26 protein-coding genes are annotated in these 22,017 nt (G+C 45.3%); 21 read left to right on the forward strand and 5 right to left on the reverse strand.

Annotation, left to right across the window (positions count from 1 at the left end; genetic code table 11):
- Positions 1–303 precede the first annotated feature (303 nt).
- From cyoE to ACZ43I_RS03770, 9 genes are all read left to right on the forward strand, one after another.
- Positions 304–1,224, forward strand: a complete 921-nt coding sequence (cyoE, locus tag ACZ43I_RS03730) for a heme o synthase (RefSeq protein ID WP_344701079.1) — start codon at positions 304–306, stop codon at positions 1,222–1,224.
- 31 nt (positions 1,225–1,255) lie between these two features.
- Positions 1,256–2,386, forward strand: coding sequence for a cytochrome c oxidase subunit II (coxB, locus tag ACZ43I_RS03735; RefSeq protein ID WP_344701077.1), 1,131 nt, complete (start codon positions 1,256–1,258; stop codon positions 2,384–2,386).
- A 2-nt stretch (positions 2,387–2,388) separates the two neighbouring features.
- Positions 2,389–4,305: a cytochrome c oxidase subunit I gene (locus tag ACZ43I_RS03740; protein WP_344701075.1), complete on the forward strand. Its 1,917-nt coding sequence runs from the start codon at positions 2,389–2,391 to the stop codon at positions 4,303–4,305.
- Positions 4,305–4,931 (forward strand): cytochrome (ubi)quinol oxidase subunit III, encoded by a 627-nt coding sequence (locus ACZ43I_RS03745; protein ID WP_344701073.1) that lies wholly within the window; start codon positions 4,305–4,307, stop codon positions 4,929–4,931. Before ACZ43I_RS03740 ends, ACZ43I_RS03745 begins: the two co-directional genes overlap by 1 nt.
- 1 nt (position 4,932) lies before the next feature.
- On the forward strand, positions 4,933–5,274 hold the full coding sequence (locus ACZ43I_RS03750) for a cytochrome C oxidase subunit IV family protein (RefSeq protein ID WP_344701071.1): 342 nt from the start codon (positions 4,933–4,935) through the stop codon (positions 5,272–5,274).
- A gap of 127 nt (positions 5,275–5,401) precedes the next feature.
- The gene (ctaG, locus tag ACZ43I_RS03755) at positions 5,402–6,355 is read left to right on the forward strand and encodes a cytochrome c oxidase assembly factor CtaG (RefSeq protein WP_344701069.1); all 954 of its coding nucleotides are present in this window, start codon (positions 5,402–5,404) and stop codon (positions 6,353–6,355) included.
- Positions 6,356–6,430: 75 nt separating this feature from the next.
- Entirely contained in the window at positions 6,431–6,832 is a 402-nt protein-coding gene (locus tag ACZ43I_RS03760; RefSeq protein WP_464761753.1) for a DUF420 domain-containing protein, read from the forward strand.
- 89 nt (positions 6,833–6,921) lie between these two features.
- Positions 6,922–7,590, forward strand: coding sequence for a transposase (locus ACZ43I_RS03765; protein WP_344703107.1), 669 nt, complete (start codon positions 6,922–6,924; stop codon positions 7,588–7,590).
- Between the two features lie 38 nt (positions 7,591–7,628).
- Positions 7,629–8,483 carry an IS3 family transposase gene (locus tag ACZ43I_RS03770; RefSeq protein WP_464761754.1) on the forward strand — a complete coding sequence of 285 codons (855 nt, stop codon included), beginning with the start codon at positions 7,629–7,631 and terminating at the stop codon, positions 8,481–8,483.
- Between the two features lie 108 nt (positions 8,484–8,591).
- On the opposite strand, the gene ACZ43I_RS03775 is transcribed toward ACZ43I_RS03770, so the two are convergent.
- Positions 8,592–8,948, reverse strand: coding sequence for a YugN family protein (locus tag ACZ43I_RS03775; protein WP_344701204.1), 357 nt, complete (start codon positions 8,946–8,948; stop codon positions 8,592–8,594).
- Positions 8,949–9,092: 144 nt separating this feature from the next.
- Between ACZ43I_RS03775 and ACZ43I_RS03780 the strand changes: the two genes are divergently transcribed.
- Both ACZ43I_RS03780 and ACZ43I_RS03785 read left to right on the forward strand, forming a co-directional pair.
- Entirely contained in the window at positions 9,093–9,536 is a 444-nt protein-coding gene (locus ACZ43I_RS03780) for a YlbF/YmcA family competence regulator (RefSeq protein ID WP_344701206.1), read from the forward strand.
- A gap of 143 nt (positions 9,537–9,679) precedes the next feature.
- Positions 9,680–11,010, forward strand: a protein-coding gene (locus ACZ43I_RS03785) for an IS3 family transposase (RefSeq protein ID WP_344701208.1) whose coding sequence is annotated in 2 segments (ribosomal slippage) — positions 9,680–10,052 and positions 10,052–11,010 — 1,332 coding nt in all. Because the reading frame shifts where the segments join, the coding sequence is not laid out codon by codon here.
- 63 nt (positions 11,011–11,073) lie between these two features.
- On the opposite strand, the gene ACZ43I_RS03790 is transcribed toward ACZ43I_RS03785, so the two are convergent.
- Positions 11,074–11,994: a glycerophosphodiester phosphodiesterase gene (locus ACZ43I_RS03790; RefSeq protein WP_344701214.1), complete on the reverse strand. Its 921-nt coding sequence runs from the start codon at positions 11,992–11,994 to the stop codon at positions 11,074–11,076.
- Positions 11,995–12,080: 86 nt separating this feature from the next.
- On the opposite strand from ACZ43I_RS03790, the gene ACZ43I_RS03795 reads away from it, so the two are divergent.
- Positions 12,081–12,344: a DUF2129 domain-containing protein gene (locus ACZ43I_RS03795; protein WP_344701216.1), complete on the forward strand. Its 264-nt coding sequence runs from the start codon at positions 12,081–12,083 to the stop codon at positions 12,342–12,344.
- A 4-nt stretch (positions 12,345–12,348) separates the two neighbouring features.
- On the opposite strand, the gene ACZ43I_RS03800 is transcribed toward ACZ43I_RS03795, so the two are convergent.
- A complete protein-coding gene (locus ACZ43I_RS03800) occupies positions 12,349–12,723 on the reverse strand; it encodes a DUF7147 family protein (protein ID WP_344701218.1) in 375 nt (124 codons plus the stop codon).
- A gap of 57 nt (positions 12,724–12,780) precedes the next feature.
- Between ACZ43I_RS03800 and rsmD the strand changes: the two genes are divergently transcribed.
- Both rsmD and coaD read left to right on the forward strand, forming a co-directional pair.
- Positions 12,781–13,326 (forward strand): 16S rRNA (guanine(966)-N(2))-methyltransferase RsmD, encoded by a 546-nt coding sequence (gene rsmD, locus ACZ43I_RS03805; RefSeq protein ID WP_344701220.1) that lies wholly within the window; start codon positions 12,781–12,783, stop codon positions 13,324–13,326.
- Positions 13,323–13,808: a pantetheine-phosphate adenylyltransferase gene (gene coaD / locus ACZ43I_RS03810; protein ID WP_344701222.1), complete on the forward strand. Its 486-nt coding sequence runs from the start codon at positions 13,323–13,325 to the stop codon at positions 13,806–13,808. The genes rsmD and coaD overlap by 4 nt, the downstream gene beginning before the upstream one ends.
- Here the strand turns inward: coaD and ACZ43I_RS03815 are convergent.
- Positions 13,795–14,931, reverse strand: coding sequence for a nucleotidyltransferase (locus tag ACZ43I_RS03815; RefSeq protein WP_344701223.1), 1,137 nt, complete (start codon positions 14,929–14,931; stop codon positions 13,795–13,797). The two genes, coaD and ACZ43I_RS03815, sit on opposite strands and share 14 nt — an antisense overlap.
- Positions 14,932–15,065: 134 nt before the next feature.
- On the opposite strand from ACZ43I_RS03815, the gene ACZ43I_RS03820 reads away from it, so the two are divergent.
- Positions 15,066–15,581 carry a YceD family protein gene (locus ACZ43I_RS03820; RefSeq protein ID WP_344701225.1) on the forward strand — a complete coding sequence of 172 codons (516 nt, stop codon included), beginning with the start codon at positions 15,066–15,068 and terminating at the stop codon, positions 15,579–15,581.
- A 2-nt stretch (positions 15,582–15,583) separates the two neighbouring features.
- A complete protein-coding gene (rpmF, locus tag ACZ43I_RS03825) occupies positions 15,584–15,757 on the forward strand; it encodes a 50S ribosomal protein L32 (protein ID WP_344701227.1) in 174 nt (57 codons plus the stop codon).
- Positions 15,758–15,823: 66 nt separating this feature from the next.
- Here the strand turns inward: rpmF and ACZ43I_RS03830 are convergent, their stop codons facing one another.
- Positions 15,824–16,288, reverse strand: coding sequence for an N-acetyltransferase (locus tag ACZ43I_RS03830; protein WP_344701229.1), 465 nt, complete (start codon positions 16,286–16,288; stop codon positions 15,824–15,826).
- Positions 16,289–16,402: 114 nt separating this feature from the next.
- Here ACZ43I_RS03830 and bshC point away from each other — a divergent pair, with 114 nt between their 5' ends.
- The 5 genes from bshC to ACZ43I_RS03855 all read left to right on the forward strand — a co-directional run bounded on the left by bshC (position 16,403) and on the right by ACZ43I_RS03855 (position 22,008).
- On the forward strand, positions 16,403–17,986 hold the full coding sequence (gene bshC / locus ACZ43I_RS03835) for a bacillithiol biosynthesis cysteine-adding enzyme BshC (RefSeq protein WP_344701231.1): 1,584 nt from the start codon (positions 16,403–16,405) through the stop codon (positions 17,984–17,986).
- A 132-nt stretch (positions 17,987–18,118) separates the two neighbouring features.
- Positions 18,119–18,550: a division/cell wall cluster transcriptional repressor MraZ gene (gene mraZ / locus ACZ43I_RS03840; RefSeq protein WP_344701233.1), complete on the forward strand. Its 432-nt coding sequence runs from the start codon at positions 18,119–18,121 to the stop codon at positions 18,548–18,550.
- Between the two features lie 11 nt (positions 18,551–18,561).
- The gene (gene rsmH, locus ACZ43I_RS03845) at positions 18,562–19,491 is read left to right on the forward strand and encodes a 16S rRNA (cytosine(1402)-N(4))-methyltransferase RsmH (RefSeq protein WP_344701235.1); all 930 of its coding nucleotides are present in this window, start codon (positions 18,562–18,564) and stop codon (positions 19,489–19,491) included.
- An 11-nt stretch (positions 19,492–19,502) separates the two neighbouring features.
- Positions 19,503–19,874, forward strand: coding sequence for a cell division protein FtsL (gene ftsL, locus ACZ43I_RS03850; protein ID WP_344701237.1), 372 nt, complete (start codon positions 19,503–19,505; stop codon positions 19,872–19,874).
- A gap of 106 nt (positions 19,875–19,980) precedes the next feature.
- Complete coding sequence (locus tag ACZ43I_RS03855; protein ID WP_464761755.1) at positions 19,981–22,008, forward strand: penicillin-binding transpeptidase domain-containing protein; 2,028 nt, start codon at positions 19,981–19,983, stop codon at positions 22,006–22,008.
- Positions 22,009–22,017 lie beyond the last annotated feature (9 nt).

Here is a 22,017-nt window from a genome sequence, read left to right on the forward strand (position 1 = left end):
ACCTCTATAGCTCTTATGCTGTTAGTAGTCACAAATATTCAATATATATGAAAGAACTTGTCTTCGCAATCATTAATATTTTTAATTGCTCTTAACAATTCTAGAATATATGGTAAAATCGATTATGTACAACAAACAACTATTCCCAGTATAAAACATATTCGGAATAAGAATGTGGCACATTGATGAACAATTTTTGAACAATATAAAATGTAACAATTTTATTTCAAAAATATATAGTAAATGTGTCATGTTTAATTTATCATTATTTATAATGTATCTGTGGTGAAAGGAGGCGTATGAATGCAAAATGATGTATATGGTAATGATGTGCATCATGGTAATAGGACGATGACCTATAAGGCGGTCAAAACTCTGGTCAAAGATGGTATAATCAAAGCGAATTTGATTCCGGCTTTTGCCGCAGGTTTTCTGGCTGTCATGTACTACAACCAGTCTTTCTTCTCGAATGTCCCGCTTCTGCTGCTGATGGTCGTAGCGACTGCTCTTGTAATAGGCGGTGTAGCTGCACTGAACAACTATTATGACAGGGACATAGACATGATCATGGAATCGAAGCAGTCCCGTCCGAGTGTAGATGGCACTTTCTCGGGTCGAGACATACTGTACATAGGATTTGGATCTTTCATCATTGGAGAGATACTTCTTTTCATGATCAACGCGACTGCTGGAACACTTGGATTGATCGCTGCTTTTGGATATGTAGTCGTCTATTCCATTTATGCGAAAAGGCATCTGGTGTCGAACACTGTCATCGGGTCGATACCCGGGGCGATGCCCCCACTCATCGGTTGGGCAGTAGTAGACCCTGGTCTGCACGTGCTCGCCTGGGCGATGTTCGTTGTCATGTTCCTCTGGCAACCTCCGCACTTCTATGCATTGGCTATCCGAAGAAGCGAGGAATACAGTAAAGCTAGTATACCGATGCTTCCTTCTGTGAAAGGAAACCGCCGGGCTAAGGCGTCAATCATCTTCTGGGTGGCACTGTTACTGTTCACGCCGCTCATGATGACGGAACTTGGGCTATGGTTCGTGATCCTTGCGACAGCACTGAACATCACCTGGTTAGTCATAACATTGAACAAGTTCCGCCCGGCCAAAGATGATTACCGCCATGCCGGCAGGGTCTTCATCTTCTCGCTGAATTACATCATCATTTTTTTCGTAATGATCATTGTTGCCGGCCTATTAGGGAATTTTTAAAAGCTCAAGTATGAAAGAGAGGTCTATTTAAATGAAAAATCGTTGGATGAGTGCCAAATGGATTGGTCTTATCGTTTTCCTGGCCGCCTTTGCTTCCGGGTGCGGGAAGAATAATCTCAGTACGCTGAGGCCAGCCGGTGAAGTTGGACAAGAACAATTCTATTTGATGGTGTTGTCTATAGCCATCATGCTACTCGTTGTAGTATCAGTCATAATTCTATTTACTTTCGCAGTGATGAAAAGTCGCAGAAGTAAATTAGGTGAAGACCACAAACCAAAAGATGTGGCTGGTAACCACGTATATGAAGTGATCTGGACTTCCATCCCGATCCTGCTCATCATCATCCTTGCAGTACCAACAGTCTACCTGGTCTTCAAACAAGGTGATGTCCGCGGCATGGAAAATGAAGATGGAGGAATCAATACAGAAGAGACAATCGTCAATGTCACCGCCAATCAGTACTGGTGGGAATTTGAATATCCCAACGAGGAAGTCGTAACAAGCCAAGAGCTTGTGGTACCTACCGACAGGAGAGTTTACTTCAACCTTAAGGGAGGCGACGTTAAACACTCATTCTGGGTACCGGCTGCCGGTGGTAAGCTGGATACGAACGTAGATGGAATCAACAGCTTCTATCTGGTGTTCGATGATGACAGTGCCGAAGAGTCCAACCGTCTCTTCTACGGAAAATGTGCGGAACTTTGCGGACCATCCCACGCGTTGATGGACTTTAAGGTAAAGGCATTGCCGGAAGAAGAATATGATCAATGGCTCGCTGACATGAAGGCTGTTGAGGAACCGGCCCAAGCATCGACGGACGATGCGGCTGAAGGCCAGGAAATCTTCAACAACTCATGTATCGGCTGTCACGCAGTAACACCGCAGGGCGCGGGTGCTGTAGGGCCTAACTTGGCGAACTTCGGAGACCGCGATCTCATCGCAGGCTTCCTTGAACATAACGAAGAGAACCTTGTCGACTGGATCAAAGATCCGGAATCCTTCAAACCAGGAAACAAGATGACGGATCAGTATGATCTGTCAGATGAAGAAATCGATAAGGTAGCGTCTTATCTGATGGAACTGAAAGTTGAAGAAGGTTCCGGAGATGTTGAATCTCTGAGGGAAAAACCTGAAGAAGATTCAGAAGAGGGAGGTAACTAGTAATGGCAACTACTGCTAAAAAGAAAGGCTTCGGTTCCGTAATCTGGGAATATATGACTACGGTCGACCATAAGAAAATCGCAATACTTTATTTGATTGCTGGTGGCTTCTTCTTCGTACTTGGCGGTATTGAAGCAATGCTGATACGTATTCAGCTCGCAGTACCGAACAACGACTTCCTATCTGGAGGATTGTTCAACGAAGTCATCACAATGCATGGTACCACCATGATATTCCTGGCTGCCATGCCACTTTTATTCGCATTTATGAACGCTACTGTACCTTTGCAGATAGGAGCGCGCGACGTCGCGTTCCCATTCCTTAACTCGCTCGGTGTATGGCTGTTCATATTGGGTGGTATATTCATCAACCTATCATGGTTCCTTGGTGGTGCGCCGGATGCTGGTTGGACAAGCTACGCATCCCTATCCATCGACTCGCCGGGACACGGTATCGATTTCTACGCCGTTGGACTGCAGATTACAGGTGCCGGAACGCTGATATCCGGTATCAACTTCGTAACGACAATCATCAATATGAGGGCACCGGGTATGACATATATGAGGATGCCGTTGATGACATGGACGACATTAGTTGCATCAGTCCTGATCGTCTTTGCATTCCCACCGCTCACAATCGGTTTGTTCCTGCTCATATTTGACCGTATGTTCGGCTCCAGCTTCTTCCTGGTGGAGACGGGTGGTAATACGATAATCTGGGAGCATCTATTCTGGATCTTCGGACACCCTGAAGTTTATATCCTGATTCTTCCTGCGTTCGGGATATTCTCAGAAGTGTTTTCCACATTCTCCCGGAAAAGGCTGTTTGGGTACTCAGCAATGGTGTTCTCTACGGTACTTATCGGATTCTTCGGATTCATGGTATGGGCGCACCACATGTTTACAGTAGGTCTCGGACCGACTGCAAACGCCATATTTGCTCTTGCTACGATGGCGATCGCTGTCCCTACCGGTGTCAAGATATTCAACTGGATATTGACTGTGTGGGGCGGTAGCATTGAATTTACGACACCAATGCTCTACGCACTTGCATTCATTCCATCCTTCGTCATGGGCGGTGTCACAGGTGTTATGCAGGGTGCTGCACCAGCAGACTATCAGTACCACGATTCATACTTCATCGTTGCGCACTTCCACTACGTTATCGTCGGTGGTGTGGTATTCGGACTGCTTGCAGGGCTCCATTATTACTGGCCTCTGATGTTCAGTACGATGCTCAGTGAGAAACTTGGGAAAATCACCTTCGTACTTTTCGTTGCTGGTTTCCACGTAACATTCCTGATCCAGCACTTCCTCGGTCTTTGGGGAATGCCAAGACGTGTATTCACCTACCTTGACGGGCAAGGATATAACACGGCGAACATGATTTCCACGATAGGTGCTTTCATGATGGCATTAGCAGTTATCATACTTGTCATCAATATCATCATCACAGTAGCGAAAAACAAACAAGTCGGACGCGATCCGTGGGGCGACGGCCGTTCACTCGAATGGTCACTTCCAATACCTGTGCCTTACTACAACTTTGCACAGATCCCACTTGTCCGTGGAATGGATGCTTTCTGGATCGAAAAAGAAGCGAACGATGGCAAGATGATGCCGGCAGAGTCACTGGATGACTTCCATATGCCTAACAATTCAATCCTGCCATTCATCATATCGCTTGGACTCTTCATAGCTGGTTTCGGAGCGCTTTACTTCGCTTCCGGTAAAGAATGGGCAGTCTCTGCAGTATCCGATCTACCGCAGCATCCTTGGGCAGTTTGGGTACTCATCATCGGACTTGCGATCACTGCTGGCGCTATGATTACACGTTCACTTAAGGATGATCTTGGTTATTATGTCACTAAGGAAGAAGTATTAAGAGATCTTGAAGAAGAAGAAAGGGGTGCGAAATAATGGCTCACATGGAATATAATGTACCCAGTGAAAGATGGCCTGTCCATCCGGAAACTGCGACGCTTGAAGGCAAGAACAAGTTTGTCGGATTCTGGATTTTCCTAGCAGGTGAGACTGCGCTGTTCGCATCTCTCTTTGCAACCTACCTTGCATTGAAAGATTCAGTTCCAGGAGATGACCATCTTCTGGCTGCTGAACTCTTCGCTTTGCCGCTTGCTTTCGTCATGACAATGTTCCTCCTGACTTCATCGCTTACAAGCGTGTATGCGGTCTACCATATGCGGAACAATAACTTTAAGCAGATGCAGTTGTGGCTTGTTGTTACTGTATTGCTCGGACTTGGTTTCCTATCTTTGGAAATCTACGAGTTCGTAGAGTATGTACATCTTGGACATACATTCAGAACTAGTGCGTTCGGTAGCGCCTTCTACTTCCTGCTTGGCACGCATGGTTTCCACGTAGCGATCGGATTGGTCTGGATTACTGGCCTCATCCTCCGCAACGCCAAGCGTGGCCTATCAGTCTATACGGCGGCTAAAGTCAATACAGCTGCACTTTACTGGCACTTTATCGACGTTGTGTGGGTATTCATCTTCACAATAGTTTACTTGCTGGGAGTGATGTAATATGGCAGAAATCAAACAGGAACCTATGTCCAAGTCGAAGCTTGAGTATTTGCGCACTCAACGTACAAAAGAGATGCGTCAGCAGATGGTCTCTTTCGGCATGATGATCTTCCTGACCTTTGTTGCATTCGGAATGGTGGCAATGGATCTTGATTCGAGATTTGTCATCCCGGTCGTGTTGTTCATGGCTGTAGTACAAGTCATTCTTCAATTCTACTACTTCATGCACATGAAAGATAAAGGTCACGAGTTCGCTAAACTATTCATCATGACAGGTATGTACTTCGGCATTGCATTCGTTGTAACATTCCTATATATCACTTGGATTGGAAGCCCAATCTAAATAATGAAGGCCGGCATATATGCCGGCCTTTATTTTGTCATTATATTGTCATGCACCCACCTTGCCTTAAGTCAAAGCGGAACTTATAATTAACAGTAAGTGATTTTAAAAAAAGGGATGATCCTAAATGGACAATTTATCATCTATATCTATATTCGGTTTCGTTGCCAACTGGAGTCCGTACTATTTTAGTTTCGTGGTATTTATGACTGTCGTCTATTTTCTGTTGACAAGAAAGTGGTACAGTAATTTTGAAGGCGGACGCCCATCCACCAACAGGGAGGCAGCGACGTTCGGCATCGCCATGGTGCTGCTCTACACGATGTATGGCTCACCAGTCGATATTCTAAGCCATATACTATTCAGTTTCCATATGCTGCAGATGGCGTTCGTATTCCTACTTATAGCTCCGCTCCTATATTTCGGTGTGCCTGCTTATCTTTGGGCATATTTCGTCAGCCTGCCGGGCTTCAGGCAGTTTTTTGCAATTGCCAGGAAGCCCCTTATACCGCTGATCTTATTCACTGGGGTTTTCTCAGTATACCATTTGCCGGTCGTCCTTGATTTCCTGAAGCAGGAAGTAATCCTGCATGCCGCATTCAACGTGCTACTGTTCATGTTGGCTCTGCTGATGTTCTATCCGGTGTTCAACAAGGTGGAACCTGAGGAGAAGCATATGGGCGGTTTGTTTAAACTTCTTTATATATTCGGCATCGGGGCGTTGTTGACTCCTGCGTGTGGGCTGATCATATTTGCTGAGAATGCAGTGTATTCAACATATACCGATGGTGACGCATGGCTCTCTGCCATGGAATTATGTGTACCTTCAGGTGTGTTGGATGGATTGAAGGGGCAAGGACTCATTTCTGGACCCGAGTACTTCACAGATGCTTCACCGCGGATGGATCAGCAGACAGGTGGAGTGATAATGAAAGTGCTCCAGGAAGTCTTCTTCGGTTTCATGCTAGGTCACCTATTCTTCAATTGGTATAGGAATGAGCGTAAAGACGAAGACGAAGTAACGCGTCGTTCGATGGAAGAGGCCCGTCTGCAAAAAGAACTTTTCAATCAATACAGATAATAGAGTTAGGAGCGTCTTATTGTGCACATATTACCTACACTAAGCACATTCTTCATCATCTTAAGCGCCATCTTCATGGCTGTGGGGATAAGTAGAGTCAAAAAGGGTGAAGTGGAGGCCCACCAGAAAATGATGACTTTGGCAGCAACGAGTGCATTGCTGTTTTTCATCATCTACGCTTCAAGGACAGCCTTTATAGGGAATACAGCTTTTGGCGGTCCTGATGCGCTGGTGCCTTATTATACGGCTTTCCTCATCTTCCATATTACTTTGGCCACAGGTGGTGGTCTGCTAGGTGGCATACAAGTCTACTTAGGTTACAAAAACAAATTGTCGAAGCATAGGAAGCTTGCTCCGTGGGCATCTACCATCTGGTTTGCAACAGCCATCACGGGAACTATGGTATACATTCTGCTATATATCCTGTATCCGGGTGGAGAAACGACTTCACTGATCAAGGCAATTCTGCAGGGATAATAAAAAAGACTGGAAGCATTATTTTGATTTGACCCCCTCCAGGTTTACAGATGAAATAAAACATCTGTAAACCTGGAGGGGGTTCTTTTATGACTGACAAATATTATTCATTTGAAGAAAAGCTGAAAATGATTCAGGAATTGAGGGTAGGCATCAGTCCAAGCCATATATCCACAAAGCATCAGGTGTCTGTTGAGACACTTAGAAAGTGGCGGATAAAGTATGAGAAGCATGGTGCTGAGGGATTAAAGAAACGGGACAGGCATAGAACATATACCCGCGGCTTTAAAAAAATGGTCGCAAAAGAATATATGAATGGAATGATCTCCACTCACGAACTCGCACACAAATATGACATACCGTCGAAAACAACTGTTCGGAATTGGATTATACGTTACAATAATGGTGAAGAAATAAGAACGACGCGGGAGGGAGCTTCACCATTGACCAAGGGACGGAAAACAACGTACGCAGAACGGGTTGAGATTGCGCAGTATCATGCACAGGGGGATATCAGTTATCGTGAACTTGCCGAAAGATTTGAGGTGAGTTACCAGCAGGCCCGGAATATCATTGTGAAATACAAGGAATATGGTGAAATCGGCCTTGAGGACAGACGCGGAAAAGGAAAATCAGAAGACCAGCTCACTGAGACGGACCGCTTGAACAGAGAAATTTCCATGCTCAAAGCAGATAAACGAAAGCTTGAGGTGGAGAACGCCCTGCTAAAAAAGTTGGAGGAACTCGAGAGGGATTAAAATACAGCCGGGTTCCCAGTCACACGCTCCACACTGCCATCACTACGTTGCATAATGAAGGCTATGCCATCTCTGAATTATGCCATACGGCAGGCATCTCAAGACAAGCGTATTATCAATATCAGAAACGCCCCGTGCCACACGCTGAAGCAGAGAATGACACAGTGGCCAGTGCGATTGCCGAAATCTATGTTGAAACGGACGGCATCTATGGCTATCGTCAGATGTGCCATGTGTTCAACAAAGCCTTGAGGACGGGGTATAACAGGAAACGCATCTATCGGCTGATGACACGGATGGGCTTGAAATCGGTGACCCGGATCAAAAAGAAACAATACGTCCCCCACACACCGCAACAGGTCGCTGAGAACGTATTGAACAGAGATTTCCACGCAGCCCATGTGAATGAGAAATGGCTCACCGATGTGACTGAATTCAAAGCGCTGAACGGAGAGAAAGCCTACTTGAGCGCGATCATCGATCTGTACGACAACAGTATTGTGGCCTACAAATTCGGCCGTTCAAACAATAATCAGCTTGTTTTTGATACATTCACTTCTGCGATTCAAAAGCACCCGCAGGCAACGCCGCTTGTGCACAGTGACCGTGGCTTCCAGTACACCTCCTACGGCTTTAAAAAGATTCTGGATGCCCAGCAGATTCAACAAAGCATGTCCCGCGTCGGAAGATGCATCGATAATGGCCCGATTGAAGCATTCTGGGGAAAAATCAAATCGGAACGGTTCCACATCAGACGCAAGCAGAAGTACTATGCGGATTATCAAACAATTATAGAAGACATTACACGCTATATTGAGTTTTACAACCACCACAGACCGCAACACAAATTCAAGGGATTGAGTCCGCTGGAATTCAGGGCATTGGCGGCATAGAAAAACGCCTGAGAATCTCCATTCTCAGGCGGGAAACATTTATATTATTTCATCTGTCAACTTGGTAGGGTTCAGATCATTTAATGCTTCCAGTCTTTTTACTTTTTATTAGATGAGACTTTTCAGTTCATCAGCAATTGTACGGATCTTTTTGACAGCGTGGTCGACCAGTCGTTCAGGGAAGTGTTCGTCGCTTCCGTACTCAACACCCGTAGGATAGTAGTGTTTACCCATATATGGATCCATAAGCTGGAGGACAGCGTTTCTTGCTCCAACATCACCTTCCACAGCATATCCGGGTATGCGGAGATAGTAGATGCCTTCAGGCACTTCATACTTATAGTCAAAAGTCATGCGTTCATAATCCCATGAACCTCCGAGCACTAGACCGTTCTTGTTCATTACATTCTGTAAGATATCCTGAGACACGATCATCGTCTCAAGAGTAGAATTTTCAAAAACCATGAATTTTCCTCCCTAAACATTTTTACCATTAATCTAATTTTAATCTATTCCAAGTAGAGTTGCAAATGGTATTTATACAGACCCTGAAAATTGGTAGCGGCCGATAGGACCATTATGATACTATGGACGGGAGGTGTTCAATATATGACGACAGATATAGAAATGGAAGTAATGGATCGTATAGACCATTTGAATGCAATGGTCCGCGAGACCGATATATATAAATATTATTGCCGATACAGTAGACTGCTCGAAGAAGATACCGAGGTCGCCGGGCTCATTTCCAAATTCAACAGAATGAAAGTGGATTTCGAGGAAGTCAGCCGCTTCGGCAAATATCATCCTGATTTCAGTGCAAAGCGACGGGAACTTAATAATTTCAAGAAAACACTTGATATGCACCCGGTAGTGATGGAATACAGACGGGCAGAGTTCCAACTGCAGGAAATGCTGGATGAAGTACTTTTCCACATCAGTTCCAGCATCAGCGATCATGTTAACGTGGTCAGCAGCAACCCGTTCTTTTCAATGTCCAATGAATCTGGATGTGCAACAGGCGGCAGCTGTGGCTGCCAGACAGCAGGCTAGAAATAAAATAAGGGTTCCCCCGTTTTGGACTATAACCCGAATAATGGACACTTATAAAAAAGTGTTCCGTTATTCGGGTTATTTCTGTTTCTAGAAAGTAAAGCCGTTTATAATGAATATAAGTTTTTGAACGGAGAGTGACTATGAGTAAAAAAATATATTCAAATGTCGAAATGAAACAATTGGAGGCCAATCCTAATGTGGTAAAGGTTTCAGAACGGTCCATCACCTATCACCCATTTTTTAAGAAAGTTGCGATTCAGGAATACCAGACTGGCAAGTTCCCAAGTCAGATCTTTGAGGAACACGGATTTAATTTAAATATAATTGGGAAGGATCGACCTAAACGTTGCTTAAAGCGTTGGCGAGACACTTTTGAAAAGTACGGAGAACTAGGTCTTGAAGGAGAACGTAGAGGGAAAGGTGGCACAGGCCGCCCTTCTTCCAAGGAACTGTCTGCGGAAGAAAAGCTAAAGAAAGCTGAAGCTCGTATTAAGTATTTAGAGGCTGAAAATGAATTTCTAAAAAAGCTAGACGAACTCGAAAGGCAGGCGATGAAAAAGAAGTGAAAATAGCTCCAACTGAAGTTTATCAACTGATTGAACAGACCATCCGTAAATATTCTTTAAGTCATATGGTCTCATTCTTATGTTCATTTACGGGAGTGAGCCGAAGTGGATATTATGCGTGGTTAAAGAGTAAGCCGCAAAGACAGATGAGAGGTCAAAAAGATGAAAAGGATATAGAGATGATTCGATTCATCTTTACGCAGAACCAAGAAAAAGTAGGTGCTCTACAAATTAAGATGGAGCTTGAAAATGACTATGGCCTCTTAATGAATCATAAGAAAATTCGAAGATTAATGAAGAAATTCGGACTTACGGCAAAGATTAGACAAGCCAAACCTTATAAAAAAATGATGAAAGCGACCCAAGAACACCGTACGTGCCCCAACCATCTAAACCGGGAATTCAATCAACAGGAACCTGGAAGAGTCTTTTTAACAGATATCACTTATACCTATTATGGGAAAGGCCAAAAGGCTTACCTATCATGTGTTAAAGATAGTGCGACCAAGGAAATTGTCGCTCATCATATCTCTACTTCCTTAGAGATGGATATTGTTTATCGAACATTAGAAAAACTGGAAGGAGCCGTTGGAAGTTTTCATCCCGAAGCAATGATTCACTCTGACCAGGGATTTCATTACACTCACCCTAAATTTCAATCCAGAGTGAAAGAAGCTGGCCTTCTTCAATCGATGTCGCGAAGAGGAAACTGTTGGGATAACGCTCCAATGGAATCATTTTTTGGTCATTTTAAAGATATGGTAGACCATGAATTATGCGAGAACTTAAGCCAACTCAATGATGAAGTGAATCAATATATAGAGAAATATAATAACAAGAGATATCAGTGGAAATTAAATAAGATGACCCCAGTACAATACCGAGATCATCTTCTAGCTGCCTAGAGCTCTTTTTATAAACTGTCCATATTATGGGGTACAGTTCATTTCGGGGGAACCCTTATTTAATCAGTAACGCTGTTTCAGCAGATGGCTGCTGATGTCCGGATAATCGGTGACGATTGTATGGGCACCTTTTTGAATCAGTTCATCCATCTGATCCATTTCGTTTATGACCCAGTAGCCGACTGCGACATTCAAGCTTTGGAGATACTCGATGAACCCTTCTTTATCAAGCGGGATATTGTTGTGCTTTGCCGGCATCTGCAGTGTGTCGGCTTTCGGGTTGAATAAGTGGCCGAAGCCGCTCGCATAGGCCAGGTAGGCATTGCGTACTTGATCTTCGCCGGCGCCAAGTGCAATGTCTTCGCCTGAATAGAGCCTGAAACGATCGATCTGGTCGTCATAGAAGCTCGTGATGAGTACTCTGTTGCTGACGTCTGTTTCATCAATCAGACGGTAGAGCAGGCTTGGTATCAGACTGCCCTCATAAGTGTTCGGATCATCTTTGATGTCTATGTTGATGAGCATATCGGGATATTTCTTGATGAGCTCCCTAAGTGTCATGATTTTGGCCTCATTGCTGCCCCTGTATGGATGGCTGCCTTCAGCGTCTCTGAAATGGTAGCCGAAATCGAGTTCCTTCAGTTCGTCCAGAGTGAGCTCACTGATACGGCCTGCACCATTCGAAGTACGGTCTACATAGGCATCGTGGAAGACCACAATTTCTTCATCCTTGGTCATGCGGATGTCGATTTCAAATCCGTCCACACCAAACTCAGCAGATTTGTTGAATGCTGCAGCTGTGTGTTCCGGTGCAAGTCCCATACCGCCGCGGTGCGCGAGGATATAAGGTGAGCGATGCCTGAAGTATGGCTTGATGTCGCGGATATCCTGCTCAGATGTCAATTTTGTACCGATCCACAGGCCACCGACTGCTCCGCCGGCTAATCCAATTGTTGTCAAAAGGCTTTTTGTACATTTCTTCATGATTACTGCCTCCAGTTATAGTTTCATTTAAAACTTCTCATTTACATGGTATCATAACTTTATAAAATTTTATAAGGTGGGGTAATATGCTTGAGAAACGCATCGGCATATATATTTATTTTAAACAAAATAAGTTCATCCGACAATTGAAACGGCACGGCCACCTGATATATGTAAATAAAGATAAGAAGTATCTACTTCTCTATATATACGAATCAGAGCTTGACCAAACCGCTCAGACATTGAATGGCCTGAAATACGTCGAAGATGTCCTTGTGTCGGAATATCCGCACATCCAAAGGGAGTACAACGCTGAAAACTATGAACCCAAGGATTACCGCGTCATCTAATATATCAGGTAAGCGGCGGTATCAGGTTGTTCAACCTCAAGACGCCAGTGATATATTGGAAAAACTGCTCTTTATCGTGGAAGTCCTCCGGATCGCGCGTTTTGAATTCGACAATAGGTAGGTCATGTGCCGTACACCATTCGGATATCATTTGATACTTCTTGCCGGAACCGTCTTTATATGGAACGCCCTGATAGATGGTGTATAGGGTTTGGAAATTTCCACGGACAGGCTTCATCACTAGGACGAATGTAGCAGGCCGTTCATCTGCATGAAGGAATATGCCTTTATCAATCCGGTGGTGGTTATGTTCTATGATGGCTTCGAGTTCAAATACATCTCCGTAGCCTTCTCCAAGTACAATGAATTTTTGCATCATTAATCAGCTCCCGATTCCATTTTAAATGAAGGGACAAGGGAAAGAAAGGAATCGCCCATGAGAATAATCAGCGGCAAATATAAATCAAAGACAATTTCGACTTTGAAATCGCAGGATACAAGACCTACATCAGACAAGGTGAGGGAAAACATCTTCAATATCCTCGGTCCGGTAGAGGGGAGGGTGCTCGATCTGTTTGCAGGAAGCGGAGCGCTCGGCATCGAAGCGTTGAGTCGTGGTGCTTCCTCTGCCATGTTTATAGACGGAGCGGGCGACGCAGTCAGGATGGTGAAACAAAATACGAATGAACTGGATGAAGATGTGGAAATCTACCGGAATGATTACCGGCGCGCCCTGAAGGCGATGGCGAAACGCGACCGGCAGTTCGATCTCATTTTTCTCGACCCACCTTATCATAAGGGAATGGCTGAGGAGTCGCTCAAATACATAAAAGATCTTAAAATATTGGATGCAGGAGGGAGTATAGTCGTCGAGACACATAAGGATGAGAGATATGCAGAAGAAGGCTATACGAGCATCAGGGAAGCAGTATATGGTACGATCCGAATCAATATCCTGAAGAAAGAAGGAGAACAATCATGAAAAGAATTGCAGTATGCCCAGGAAGTTTTGATCCAATCACATATGGCCATATCGATATCATCGAAAGGGCGAGTCGAATATTTGATGTAGTCTATGTCTCCGTCCTGAAGAACTCTTCCAAGGAAGGACTATTTACGCCTCAGGAGCGTGTGGAGCTTATCAACGAGGTGACGAAGGGGCTGCCGAATGTTGAAGTGCGCATCTTCGATGGACTGCTGATCGATTTCTGTGAGGAAGTGGGGGCACAGGCAATCGTGCGGGGCTTGCGTGCCGTAAGTGATTTTGAATATGAAATGCAGCTGACTTCCATGAACAGGAAATTGAACAGTACGATTGAGACGATCTATATGATGACCAACAACAACTATTCATTCATTTCATCTTCAATGGTCAAGGAGGTCGCAAAGTACGGCGGCAAAATAGAAGATGTAGTGCCACCCCATGTGGAGTCGGCACTGCGGGGGAAATTCAATCCGCAATGATGACGGGTGTGTTGTAGTCATTGCGCTTTGAGCCACTGAAAATATTATGGACATCAGTCGCCGTTATTTCATCTTGGATGTGATGACGGTTGGTGCTGTTTACATTGGTGATGATCTCGAGATCTTGAGATAGCGTCTTCAGATAGGCTTGTCCATGCCTGTTCATGGCGAGGACCCTTACAGCCTGCGGCAAGGAATAATCATCCACCTTTGTACTGGTCAGGTTGAAGAGGATGTAGAGCATCAGCCGGTTGAGGCGTGTGCGCGTATATCGTTTCGTTTTGACGTCATCAAGGAATGATGCGTAAGTCGAATGCCTCCTTATTCTGGAAATCAGCCTATGTTCAAGACCTTCGGTCATCGTGTAGATTTTGCGCAGTTCTTCCGGTGTGCTCCTGTGGATCAGGAGTTTCAGTGAAGGAAACAGGACTTCATTGGTGAGGGGGCCATCTTTATGGATCTCCTGTGCAAGTGGGGCGGGCATGAAACGTGATGCACCTTCTAGATCACCTTCCCAAAGAGCATTCCTCAGGCTGGTCGCGCTGGAGAAGCGCCGCTCGGACAGGGCAGGGTCATTATAGTCATTGCCGATCCTTTGTATTGTATGAGGGGTTATATTCGATTGCAGTTTTTCCAGAGCTTTCAAGTAGGACAAGCCGAGAATATCATTGGCTCCTTTAAACACATCTGTCTGCAAGGCTGCAGCAAGGGCTCTTGGATAACTGTAACCTTTCTTCTGCAACGTCTGCATGGACGAGTGGATGTCTGCGTCTCCCATAAGGGATTGTAGCCTCGACAGTTCTGCAATATCACCGGATTCACTACCAAAGACGATGTTGTCGCTTTTAAGCAGATTCGCAATATGGACGCCACCCACCGCAAAATCATCTGCAAAGCTGACAGCGTTGACGAACGGCAGTTCGACCACAAGATCGACGTGCCTGATGGCAGCTTTCGCCCTTTTGAATTTATCCGTCACTGCAATTTCACCACGTTGCGTGAAATTCCCCGACATGATGGCGATGGTGACATCGGCCCCGGTCAGGCGCTTCGATGCTTCAATATGATGGATATGTCCATTATGAAAGGGATTGTACTCTGTAATCAAAGATGTGATAATCATAATAGTGCTCCTTTCCATTCGATTCCATTGTATCAGAAATGGGGCAGAATCATTAGTGATGTTAAGAAAAAAACTTGACAGAGTACTGTTAGAAAGGTACAATATTTTTTGTGCTCATAAGAGGTGAAAACTATATGAGATGGTCATTGACGCAACTGAAAAAGTTCAATCAGGATTCAATCGCTGTAAACGAAAAGGTCCAGTTTAAAGAGATGACGGATCGTAAAGATGTCACTTCAGTGGACGAAGTGTCCGTCGAAGGCGTCCTTCATGTCCGTAATCGCCAGATCATGGCTGATTTAACCATAGAGACGGTGGTCAATATGCTGGACAGCCGCACAAGCGAAGATATCCAAGTGCCGCTTCATATTGAAGCGGAGGAGATTTTCGATGAGGATGCGGAAGAAGCGGATGATCTCGCTGAAAATGTTCATCCAGTGACCCACACTTTAGATCTGGAACCGGTCATCAAGGAACTCATCATCGTCAACATACCTTTTGTCATCACTAAAAGCGATGAACCGCTTAGTGGTGGCAAGGAATGGTCCGTGACCGATGAGGAATCGTTGGAAAATGAGCGGACGAGCGTGGATCCAAGACTATCAAAGCTAAAATCACTGTTGGACGACAGTGATAACAAGGAGGAATAGAAATGGCGGTACCAAAGAGAAGAACCTCGATTACGCGTAAAAGAAAACGTCGTACCCACCTGAAGCTTTCTGTACCAGGTATGGTAGAATGCCCAAACTGTGGAGAAATGAAACTTTCCCACCGTGTATGTAAAGAATGCGGCAGCTATAAAGGTGAAGAAGTTACATCTAAATAATTTATGTAGAAAAAGACGCTGGCAATTTTGCCAGCGTCTTTTTCATGAGGCCTATGGAGTTTGCCGCTATTGGAGGTGGAAGCCTTCCGGATACCAGATCAAGGGGTCTTCCGCCATATCCCTTTCGATATCATACTTCAGCGTTTCGAAGCCATGCGCTTCGAAGAAGCCGCGTGAGTTTTGACGGCTGATGGCTTTAATTGGCATGCCATAGTCTTTGGCGAAGTCGATGAGCTTGCTGCCGTAGCCACGGCCTCTATATTTCTCATGTACTTCCAGTTTCCATATCACCATATAATCATGCGGCGGATCGAATATGGGTTGATGATCATCTTCTTTTCGGTAAAGGCACATGCGCGCAGCCAGCGTGTCGCCTACGTAGATGCCAAAGAATGGCGAGTCTGTATTGGCATCCATGATATTGCCTTCCAGCTCTTTTTTCATCTGCAGTTCCTGCGCACCATACTCGCGGAATTTCTTGAATTCTTCTACTGTCTTATAATTGATTGCCAGATGCTTCACTTCTGTCATTTTGCATTCTCTCCTTTTCTTTAGTATAGTACATATCTTTGAAACCGTTCAATTGTTTTATATCTTCATAATATTTATAATCAAGTTAGCATTAGAGTGAGAAGGGGTCGAATTATGGAAATTGAATGTTTGAATTACACACAGGACGATTTTACACACCGGTTCGCCGGTGGGGATGGACAAACGCTGTCCTTCTATCAAAACTTGACTTATGATGAAAAAAGTATAAAAAAAGTGATGGATAGACCAAGTCATCCGCATACAGGTAAGCTTGCTGATATCATGGCCGAGGGGATGGCGCCCTATGGTCTGAGTGACAAGCAGGAAGATAACCTTAGACGTCTCCGGGAAGGCGCCAGGGTCATCGTCGGTGGACAACAGGCAGGCCTCTTCATGGGTCCCAGCATGATCATGCATAAAATGCTCACTTTGCTTGTACTGGTTGAAGAAGTGAAGAAAAACTACAACTACCAGGCAGTGCCCGTCTTCTGGATAGCAGGCGAAGACCATGATTTTGAAGAAGTGAACCATACCCATATCTATGATCGCACCCATAGACGCCGGCGCAAAATTTCCTATAAACCGAATCTGACGGTGCCGATGAGCCTGGGGTTCTACAGGTATGACCAAAGTGCAATGAAAGACACTCTGGATCGTATAGTGGAGGAGTGCGGAGATTCAGGTTACCTGAAGGAGAAAAAGTCAGAAATAGAAACGATGATTGAACAAAACGAGTATTGGACTGAACTGTTCCATGCGCTCGTCCATGATGTTTTCGCGGATGCGGGATTGTTGATTTTCAACTCTCATGATGAAGCGGTGAGGAAGCTTGAAGCACCGATGTTCAAAAAGATGATCGAAAATCATGAAGCCATCGATGCAGCGTTCAGGCAGGGGCAGCGGGAATTCATTGAAGCGCATGACCTATCCCCAACGATCGATACTGAAACGAATGTGCATCTATTCACCGGTTCACGGACGACGCGTACTCTATTAGACCAGCAGGACGGCAGCTACCTGGCCGATAAGGGTACGTTATCCAAAGATGCGTTACTTGAATATCTTGAGCAAGACCCTGCTTCATTCAGCAATAATGTCGTAACAAGACCACTTATGCAGGAGATGCTATTCAACACCCTCATATTTACGGGTGGCGGCGCAGAAGTGAAGTATTGGGGCGAGCTTCATAAAGTGTTTGAAGTGATGGATATCGACATGCCGATTGTACTAAAGAGAATGGAGATCATCCATGAGGATATGAGGCTCAACAAACTTCTCGATAAATATGGAATCAAAGTTTCTGAGAATCTCGCAACAGATTCCGAAACTAAAAAGCAGAACCTGATCGAGTCGGCAACAGATACCACTTTCTTCGACGAAGTCGACAGCATAGCGGATCATCTCGATACCGATTACAGCCGTTTGAAGGATAAGGAGGGCCGTGAAGCCCATCGTGATCTGATTGAAGCCAATCTGAAGGTGCACAAGAAACAATTGAGTTACCTGAAACGGCGATACCAACTTGAAGTGAAACGTACTTTGCGCAAAGAATTGAATGATTTGGAAGAGATATCAGAAAGGCTGATGCCGGGCGGATCGCTGCAGGAACGCATCTACCACCCGTGGATGTTTCCAATCTATCTCGAAGTGGGGCGCCTCGCCTATACGACGCAGCTTACAATCATCAAAGGAATCTAGAATATTGGACGGTCTTCATTTTTATGAGGGCCGTCTTTTTTATTGTGTCAAATTAATTGGAGGAGAAAGCACATTATTTGTGGTACATAGTGGGGAGATGTGGTAAATTATTTGTATAGGCGAGGTGATCAGATGTTCATGGGAGAGTTCAAGCATCAGCTTGATGCTAAAGGACGCTTGATAGTGCCAAGTAAATTCAGGGACGGACTCGCAGGACATTTCATCATCACCCGAGGCCTTGATCAGTGTCTATTTGGCTACCCTCTCGAAGAGTGGGCCCAAATGGAACAAAAAATGAGTACTTTACCGCTTACTAGGAAAGATGCCAGAAAATTCATGAGGATGTTTTTTTCGGGCGCTGCCGAAGTGGAAGTGGATAAGCAGGGGAGGATCAACATCCCCGCTAATTTGAGGGAATATGCTGGATTAAAAAAAGAATGCACCGTCATCGGTGTTGCCCATAGGATTGAAATTTGGGATACGGATAAATGGACATCATTTTATGATGATTCAGAAGCCCATTATGAGGATATCGCAGAAGAATTGATTGATTTTGACTTATAGGATGTGAGGGTATGTTCAAACATGACACCGTTCTATTGAAAGAGACAGTGGATGGGTTGAATATACGCCCTGACGGCACATATATCGACGCCACTTTGGGTGGCGGAGGCCATAGTGCCTATCTCTTGGAACAATTGACCACGGGTCATCTATATGCTTTTGACCAGGACTCCTGGGCAATAGAGAACGCACAGGAAAGATTTAAAGGAAACGACAATATTACACTTGTCCATTCCAATTTTGAGAATTTGAAGGCGGAACTGGCGAAATTCAACGTCAGTGGAGTCGATGGCATAATGTATGACCTCGGCGTTTCAAGTCCGCAGCTTGATGTAACTGAACGGGGATTCAGCCACTCTAGGGAAGCGCGACTCGATATGCGCATGAACCAGGACCAGTCGCTTGATGCCTATGAAATTGTAAATACATATTCCTACAGCCAGTTGGTAAGCCTCTTCTTCCGCTACGGAGAAGAAAAATTTTCGAAAAAGATAGCTAGGGAGATTGAACGCACCAGGGCCGAGGCGCCTATTGAGACCACTACGCAATTGACTGAAATCATCAAATCCCAGATTCCCCACAAATTCAGACGAACAGGGGGGCATCCAGCCAAGCGGATATTCCAGGCGCTCAGAATAGCGGTCAATGATGAGCTCGGGGTTTTCGAAAGGTCGCTCGAAGCGGCAATCGACCTTCTTAATAAGGACGGAAGGGTATCCGTCATCACATTCCATTCCCTGGAAGACAGAATATGCAAACAGATGTTCATGGAATATGAAGCAGGGCCCGAACTGCCGCGCAATATGCCTGTCATCCCGGAAGCCTACGAACCTGTATTGAAACGGGTGAACAAGAAGCCAATCACTGCAGACGATGAAGCGGTGCTCGATAACCCGCGTGCGCGCAGTGCAAAATTGAGAATTGCTGAGAAGCAGAAATAGGGAGTGATAACATGGCAGTAGAACATTATCAGCAACCCCTGTCCCAGCCCGGCAGCCATAGGGAGCAACAGCCTGCTACTAGAAGAAGACGCCGCGTCGTCGGCCTCGGAAAAATCGAGACGCTTACTTATCTCGTCCTTTTTGTTCTGATCGCAACTGTTGCGATATACGTATTATCACTAAAGATGGAGGCCCATACTGTCCAGACGCAGATTAGCCAAATCGAAAGTGAAACCGCAATCAAGGAAGGCGAAATAAGTGAGTTGAAGACGGAGGTTACGGATCTCTCGTCCTACGATAGAATTTATGAAAAAGCAAATGAACTTGGACTTGACCTGGATAATGGAAATGTAAAGGTTGCTGAGAAGTATGGCAAGAATTAGAATCAAGCTACGAAATACAACAAAAACACTATCTGTTGGCGCGCTCCTAATCTACCTGGGTATAGGAGTGCTTTTTGTTTGTATATTTTGGCAGTTCAGCTATTTGATGATAGGTAAATCCCTGGATGATGAAGATCTGGTTGCCCACGGCGAAGAAAAATTCTCACGTACCTCACAAATAGAAGCAGCACGCGGGCGCATACTGGATCGTGACGGCAACGTTCTGGCGAGCGATATGGAGGCGTATCGCATTGCTCTGATTACGGACCCCAGCTATTCGAACCACGTCAGCGATCCTGAAGCTGCCGCAGAGAAAATCGCAGAAGTCGTCGATATGGATAAAGATGAAATCGAAAAACGCATCAAAGAAGGTATAGAGGAAGAACGCTTCCAGATTGAGCTTGGCAAAGAAGGACGCGAATTATCCTATAACGATAAAAAGACCCTCGAGGAGGCTGAAATCCCTGGCATAGTCTTCATCGCCGAAACGAAGCGGTTCTATCCGAATGGCAATTTCGCTTCGCACCTTATCGGCTATGCCGAAAAGAATCAGGATACTGGGGAGTTCGAAGGATCGCTTGGGATTGAACAGGCGTACGACGAGAAGCTGAAAGGTCAGGACGGTGGACTCGACTACCTCAAGGACTTATGGGGGTATATCGTACCGGGGACCGACAGCGTTGCCGAAGCGAAGAATGGTTCGGATATCCAACTGACAATCGATTCGAACATTCAGATGTATCTTGAGGATTCCCTCGACACGATGGAAGAACATTTTGAGCCTGAGGAGACTTTTGCGGTCGTGGCGGATGCCAAGACTGGAGAAATTCTCGCAAGCGGCCAAAGACCGTCATTCAATCCCAGAACTCGAGAAGGGTTTGGAGAGAGCTGGCTCAACATGCTTTACCAACATTCATTTGAACCCGGTTCGACCTTTAAGGTGTTCGGTCTGGCGGCAGCGATTGATGCTGGAGTATATGACCCGAATGCAGTATATGAATCCGGATCATATGATGTCGACGGCCATACAATCTACGATTGGGAGCCTGAGGGCTGGGGCGATATCACTTATAATGAAGGGATGCAGTACTCCTCAAACGCCTTGATGATGATCCTCCAGGAAAAAGTGGGGGAAGAGAAGATGCTTGAATATTACAAGGACTTTGGCTTTGGCCAAGTGACAGGCTCAGAATTCCCGAATGAACAATCAGGAACCTTGGCATGGGATGCTGAACTGCAGAGGAAAACTACCTCTTTCGGTCAGACTTCTACTGTTACCCCGATACAGATGATCCAAGGTATGACGGCGATACTAAATGGTGGCAAAATGAAGAAGCCATACATCGTCGAATCCATCACTGATAGTGAGAGCGGTGAAGTGATCAAAGAGAATGACGAAACTGTCGTGCGTCAAGTGATATCGGAAGAAGCGGCAGATAGGACACAGGATGAAATCAATACATTCGTCGGAGGATCGATGGAACGTAATCCGCAATACCTTCTCGAGGATTATGAAGTCGCAGGGAAGTCAGGTACCGCCCAGGTGATCAATCCGGATGGAGGTGGTTATCTGAAGGGCGATTATCAATTCCTGACGTCCTTCATCGGGTATGCACCAGAAGACGACCCTGAGGTTATCGTCTACTATGGCGTCAAGCTTGCCAGCAAAAATAAATCGGATACATGGGATATTGGTGTGATGCCCGGCTTCAATCCGCTTATGGAGCGGACCTTGAAATATCTGACGGTCGGCGAAGAAGATGGGGAATCACCTGAGCCAGTGAAGATAGAAGATTATACGGGCAAGATGATTTCCGATGTGCCCGCAGCGGCAAATGATTCTATACAGACAATCATATTGGGAGATGGCGAAGAAGTAGTGGACCACTACCCGAAAAATGATAAACTGTTACCGTATGAAACATTTTTTGTCAAAACTGATGGACAGCTGAAGATGCCTGATTTGACGGGACTTTCAAAGAGGGAAGTTATTATGTTTGGAGACTTTGCCGGAATGGATGTAACTGTAGAAGGTGAAGGGTACGTCAACGGACAATCAATCGACCCGGGCGTCGTTTTAGAGGATGGACAGGAATTAAAAGTCACTCTGTCGTCCAACGACCCTGAAGACTAGAGGAGGATA

The sequence above is a fragment of the Salinicoccus jeotgali genome, from assembly GCF_055379195.1.

Excerpts from the sequence above, each read along its gene's own strand:
- cyoE (WP_344701079.1), top strand. The coding sequence starts at position 304 with ATGCAAAATGATGTATATGGTAATGATGTGCATCATGGTAATAGGACG.
- coxB (WP_344701077.1), top strand. The coding sequence starts at position 1,256 with ATGAAAAATCGTTGGATGAGTGCCAAATGGATTGGTCTTATCGTTTTC.
- ACZ43I_RS03740 (WP_344701075.1), top strand. The coding sequence starts at position 2,389 with ATGGCAACTACTGCTAAAAAGAAAGGCTTCGGTTCCGTAATCTGGGAA.
- ACZ43I_RS03745 (WP_344701073.1), top strand. The coding sequence starts at position 4,305 with ATGGCTCACATGGAATATAATGTACCCAGTGAAAGATGGCCTGTCCAT.
- ACZ43I_RS03750 (WP_344701071.1), top strand. The coding sequence starts at position 4,933 with ATGGCAGAAATCAAACAGGAACCTATGTCCAAGTCGAAGCTTGAGTAT.
- ctaG (WP_344701069.1), top strand. The coding sequence starts at position 5,402 with ATGGACAATTTATCATCTATATCTATATTCGGTTTCGTTGCCAACTGG.
- ACZ43I_RS03760 (WP_464761753.1), top strand. The coding sequence starts at position 6,431 with ATGGCTGTGGGGATAAGTAGAGTCAAAAAGGGTGAAGTGGAGGCCCAC.
- ACZ43I_RS03765 (WP_344703107.1), top strand. The coding sequence starts at position 6,922 with ATGACTGACAAATATTATTCATTTGAAGAAAAGCTGAAAATGATTCAG.
- ACZ43I_RS03775 (WP_344701204.1), bottom strand. The coding sequence starts at position 8,948 with ATGGTTTTTGAAAATTCTACTCTTGAGACGATGATCGTGTCTCAGGAT.
- ACZ43I_RS03780 (WP_344701206.1), top strand. The coding sequence starts at position 9,093 with ATGACGACAGATATAGAAATGGAAGTAATGGATCGTATAGACCATTTG.
- ACZ43I_RS03790 (WP_344701214.1), bottom strand. The coding sequence starts at position 11,994 with ATGAAGAAATGTACAAAAAGCCTTTTGACAACAATTGGATTAGCCGGC.
- ACZ43I_RS03795 (WP_344701216.1), top strand. The coding sequence starts at position 12,081 with ATGCTTGAGAAACGCATCGGCATATATATTTATTTTAAACAAAATAAG.
- ACZ43I_RS03800 (WP_344701218.1), bottom strand. The coding sequence starts at position 12,723 with ATGATGCAAAAATTCATTGTACTTGGAGAAGGCTACGGAGATGTATTT.
- rsmD (WP_344701220.1), top strand. The coding sequence starts at position 12,781 with ATGAGAATAATCAGCGGCAAATATAAATCAAAGACAATTTCGACTTTG.
- coaD (WP_344701222.1), top strand. The coding sequence starts at position 13,323 with ATGAAAAGAATTGCAGTATGCCCAGGAAGTTTTGATCCAATCACATAT.
- ACZ43I_RS03815 (WP_344701223.1), bottom strand. The coding sequence starts at position 14,931 with ATGATTATCACATCTTTGATTACAGAGTACAATCCCTTTCATAATGGA.
- ACZ43I_RS03820 (WP_344701225.1), top strand. The coding sequence starts at position 15,066 with ATGAGATGGTCATTGACGCAACTGAAAAAGTTCAATCAGGATTCAATC.
- rpmF (WP_344701227.1), top strand. The coding sequence starts at position 15,584 with ATGGCGGTACCAAAGAGAAGAACCTCGATTACGCGTAAAAGAAAACGT.
- ACZ43I_RS03830 (WP_344701229.1), bottom strand. The coding sequence starts at position 16,288 with ATGACAGAAGTGAAGCATCTGGCAATCAATTATAAGACAGTAGAAGAA.
- bshC (WP_344701231.1), top strand. The coding sequence starts at position 16,403 with ATGGAAATTGAATGTTTGAATTACACACAGGACGATTTTACACACCGG.
- mraZ (WP_344701233.1), top strand. The coding sequence starts at position 18,119 with ATGTTCATGGGAGAGTTCAAGCATCAGCTTGATGCTAAAGGACGCTTG.
- rsmH (WP_344701235.1), top strand. The coding sequence starts at position 18,562 with ATGTTCAAACATGACACCGTTCTATTGAAAGAGACAGTGGATGGGTTG.
- ftsL (WP_344701237.1), top strand. The coding sequence starts at position 19,503 with ATGGCAGTAGAACATTATCAGCAACCCCTGTCCCAGCCCGGCAGCCAT.
- ACZ43I_RS03855 (WP_464761755.1), top strand. The coding sequence starts at position 19,981 with ATGATAGGTAAATCCCTGGATGATGAAGATCTGGTTGCCCACGGCGAA.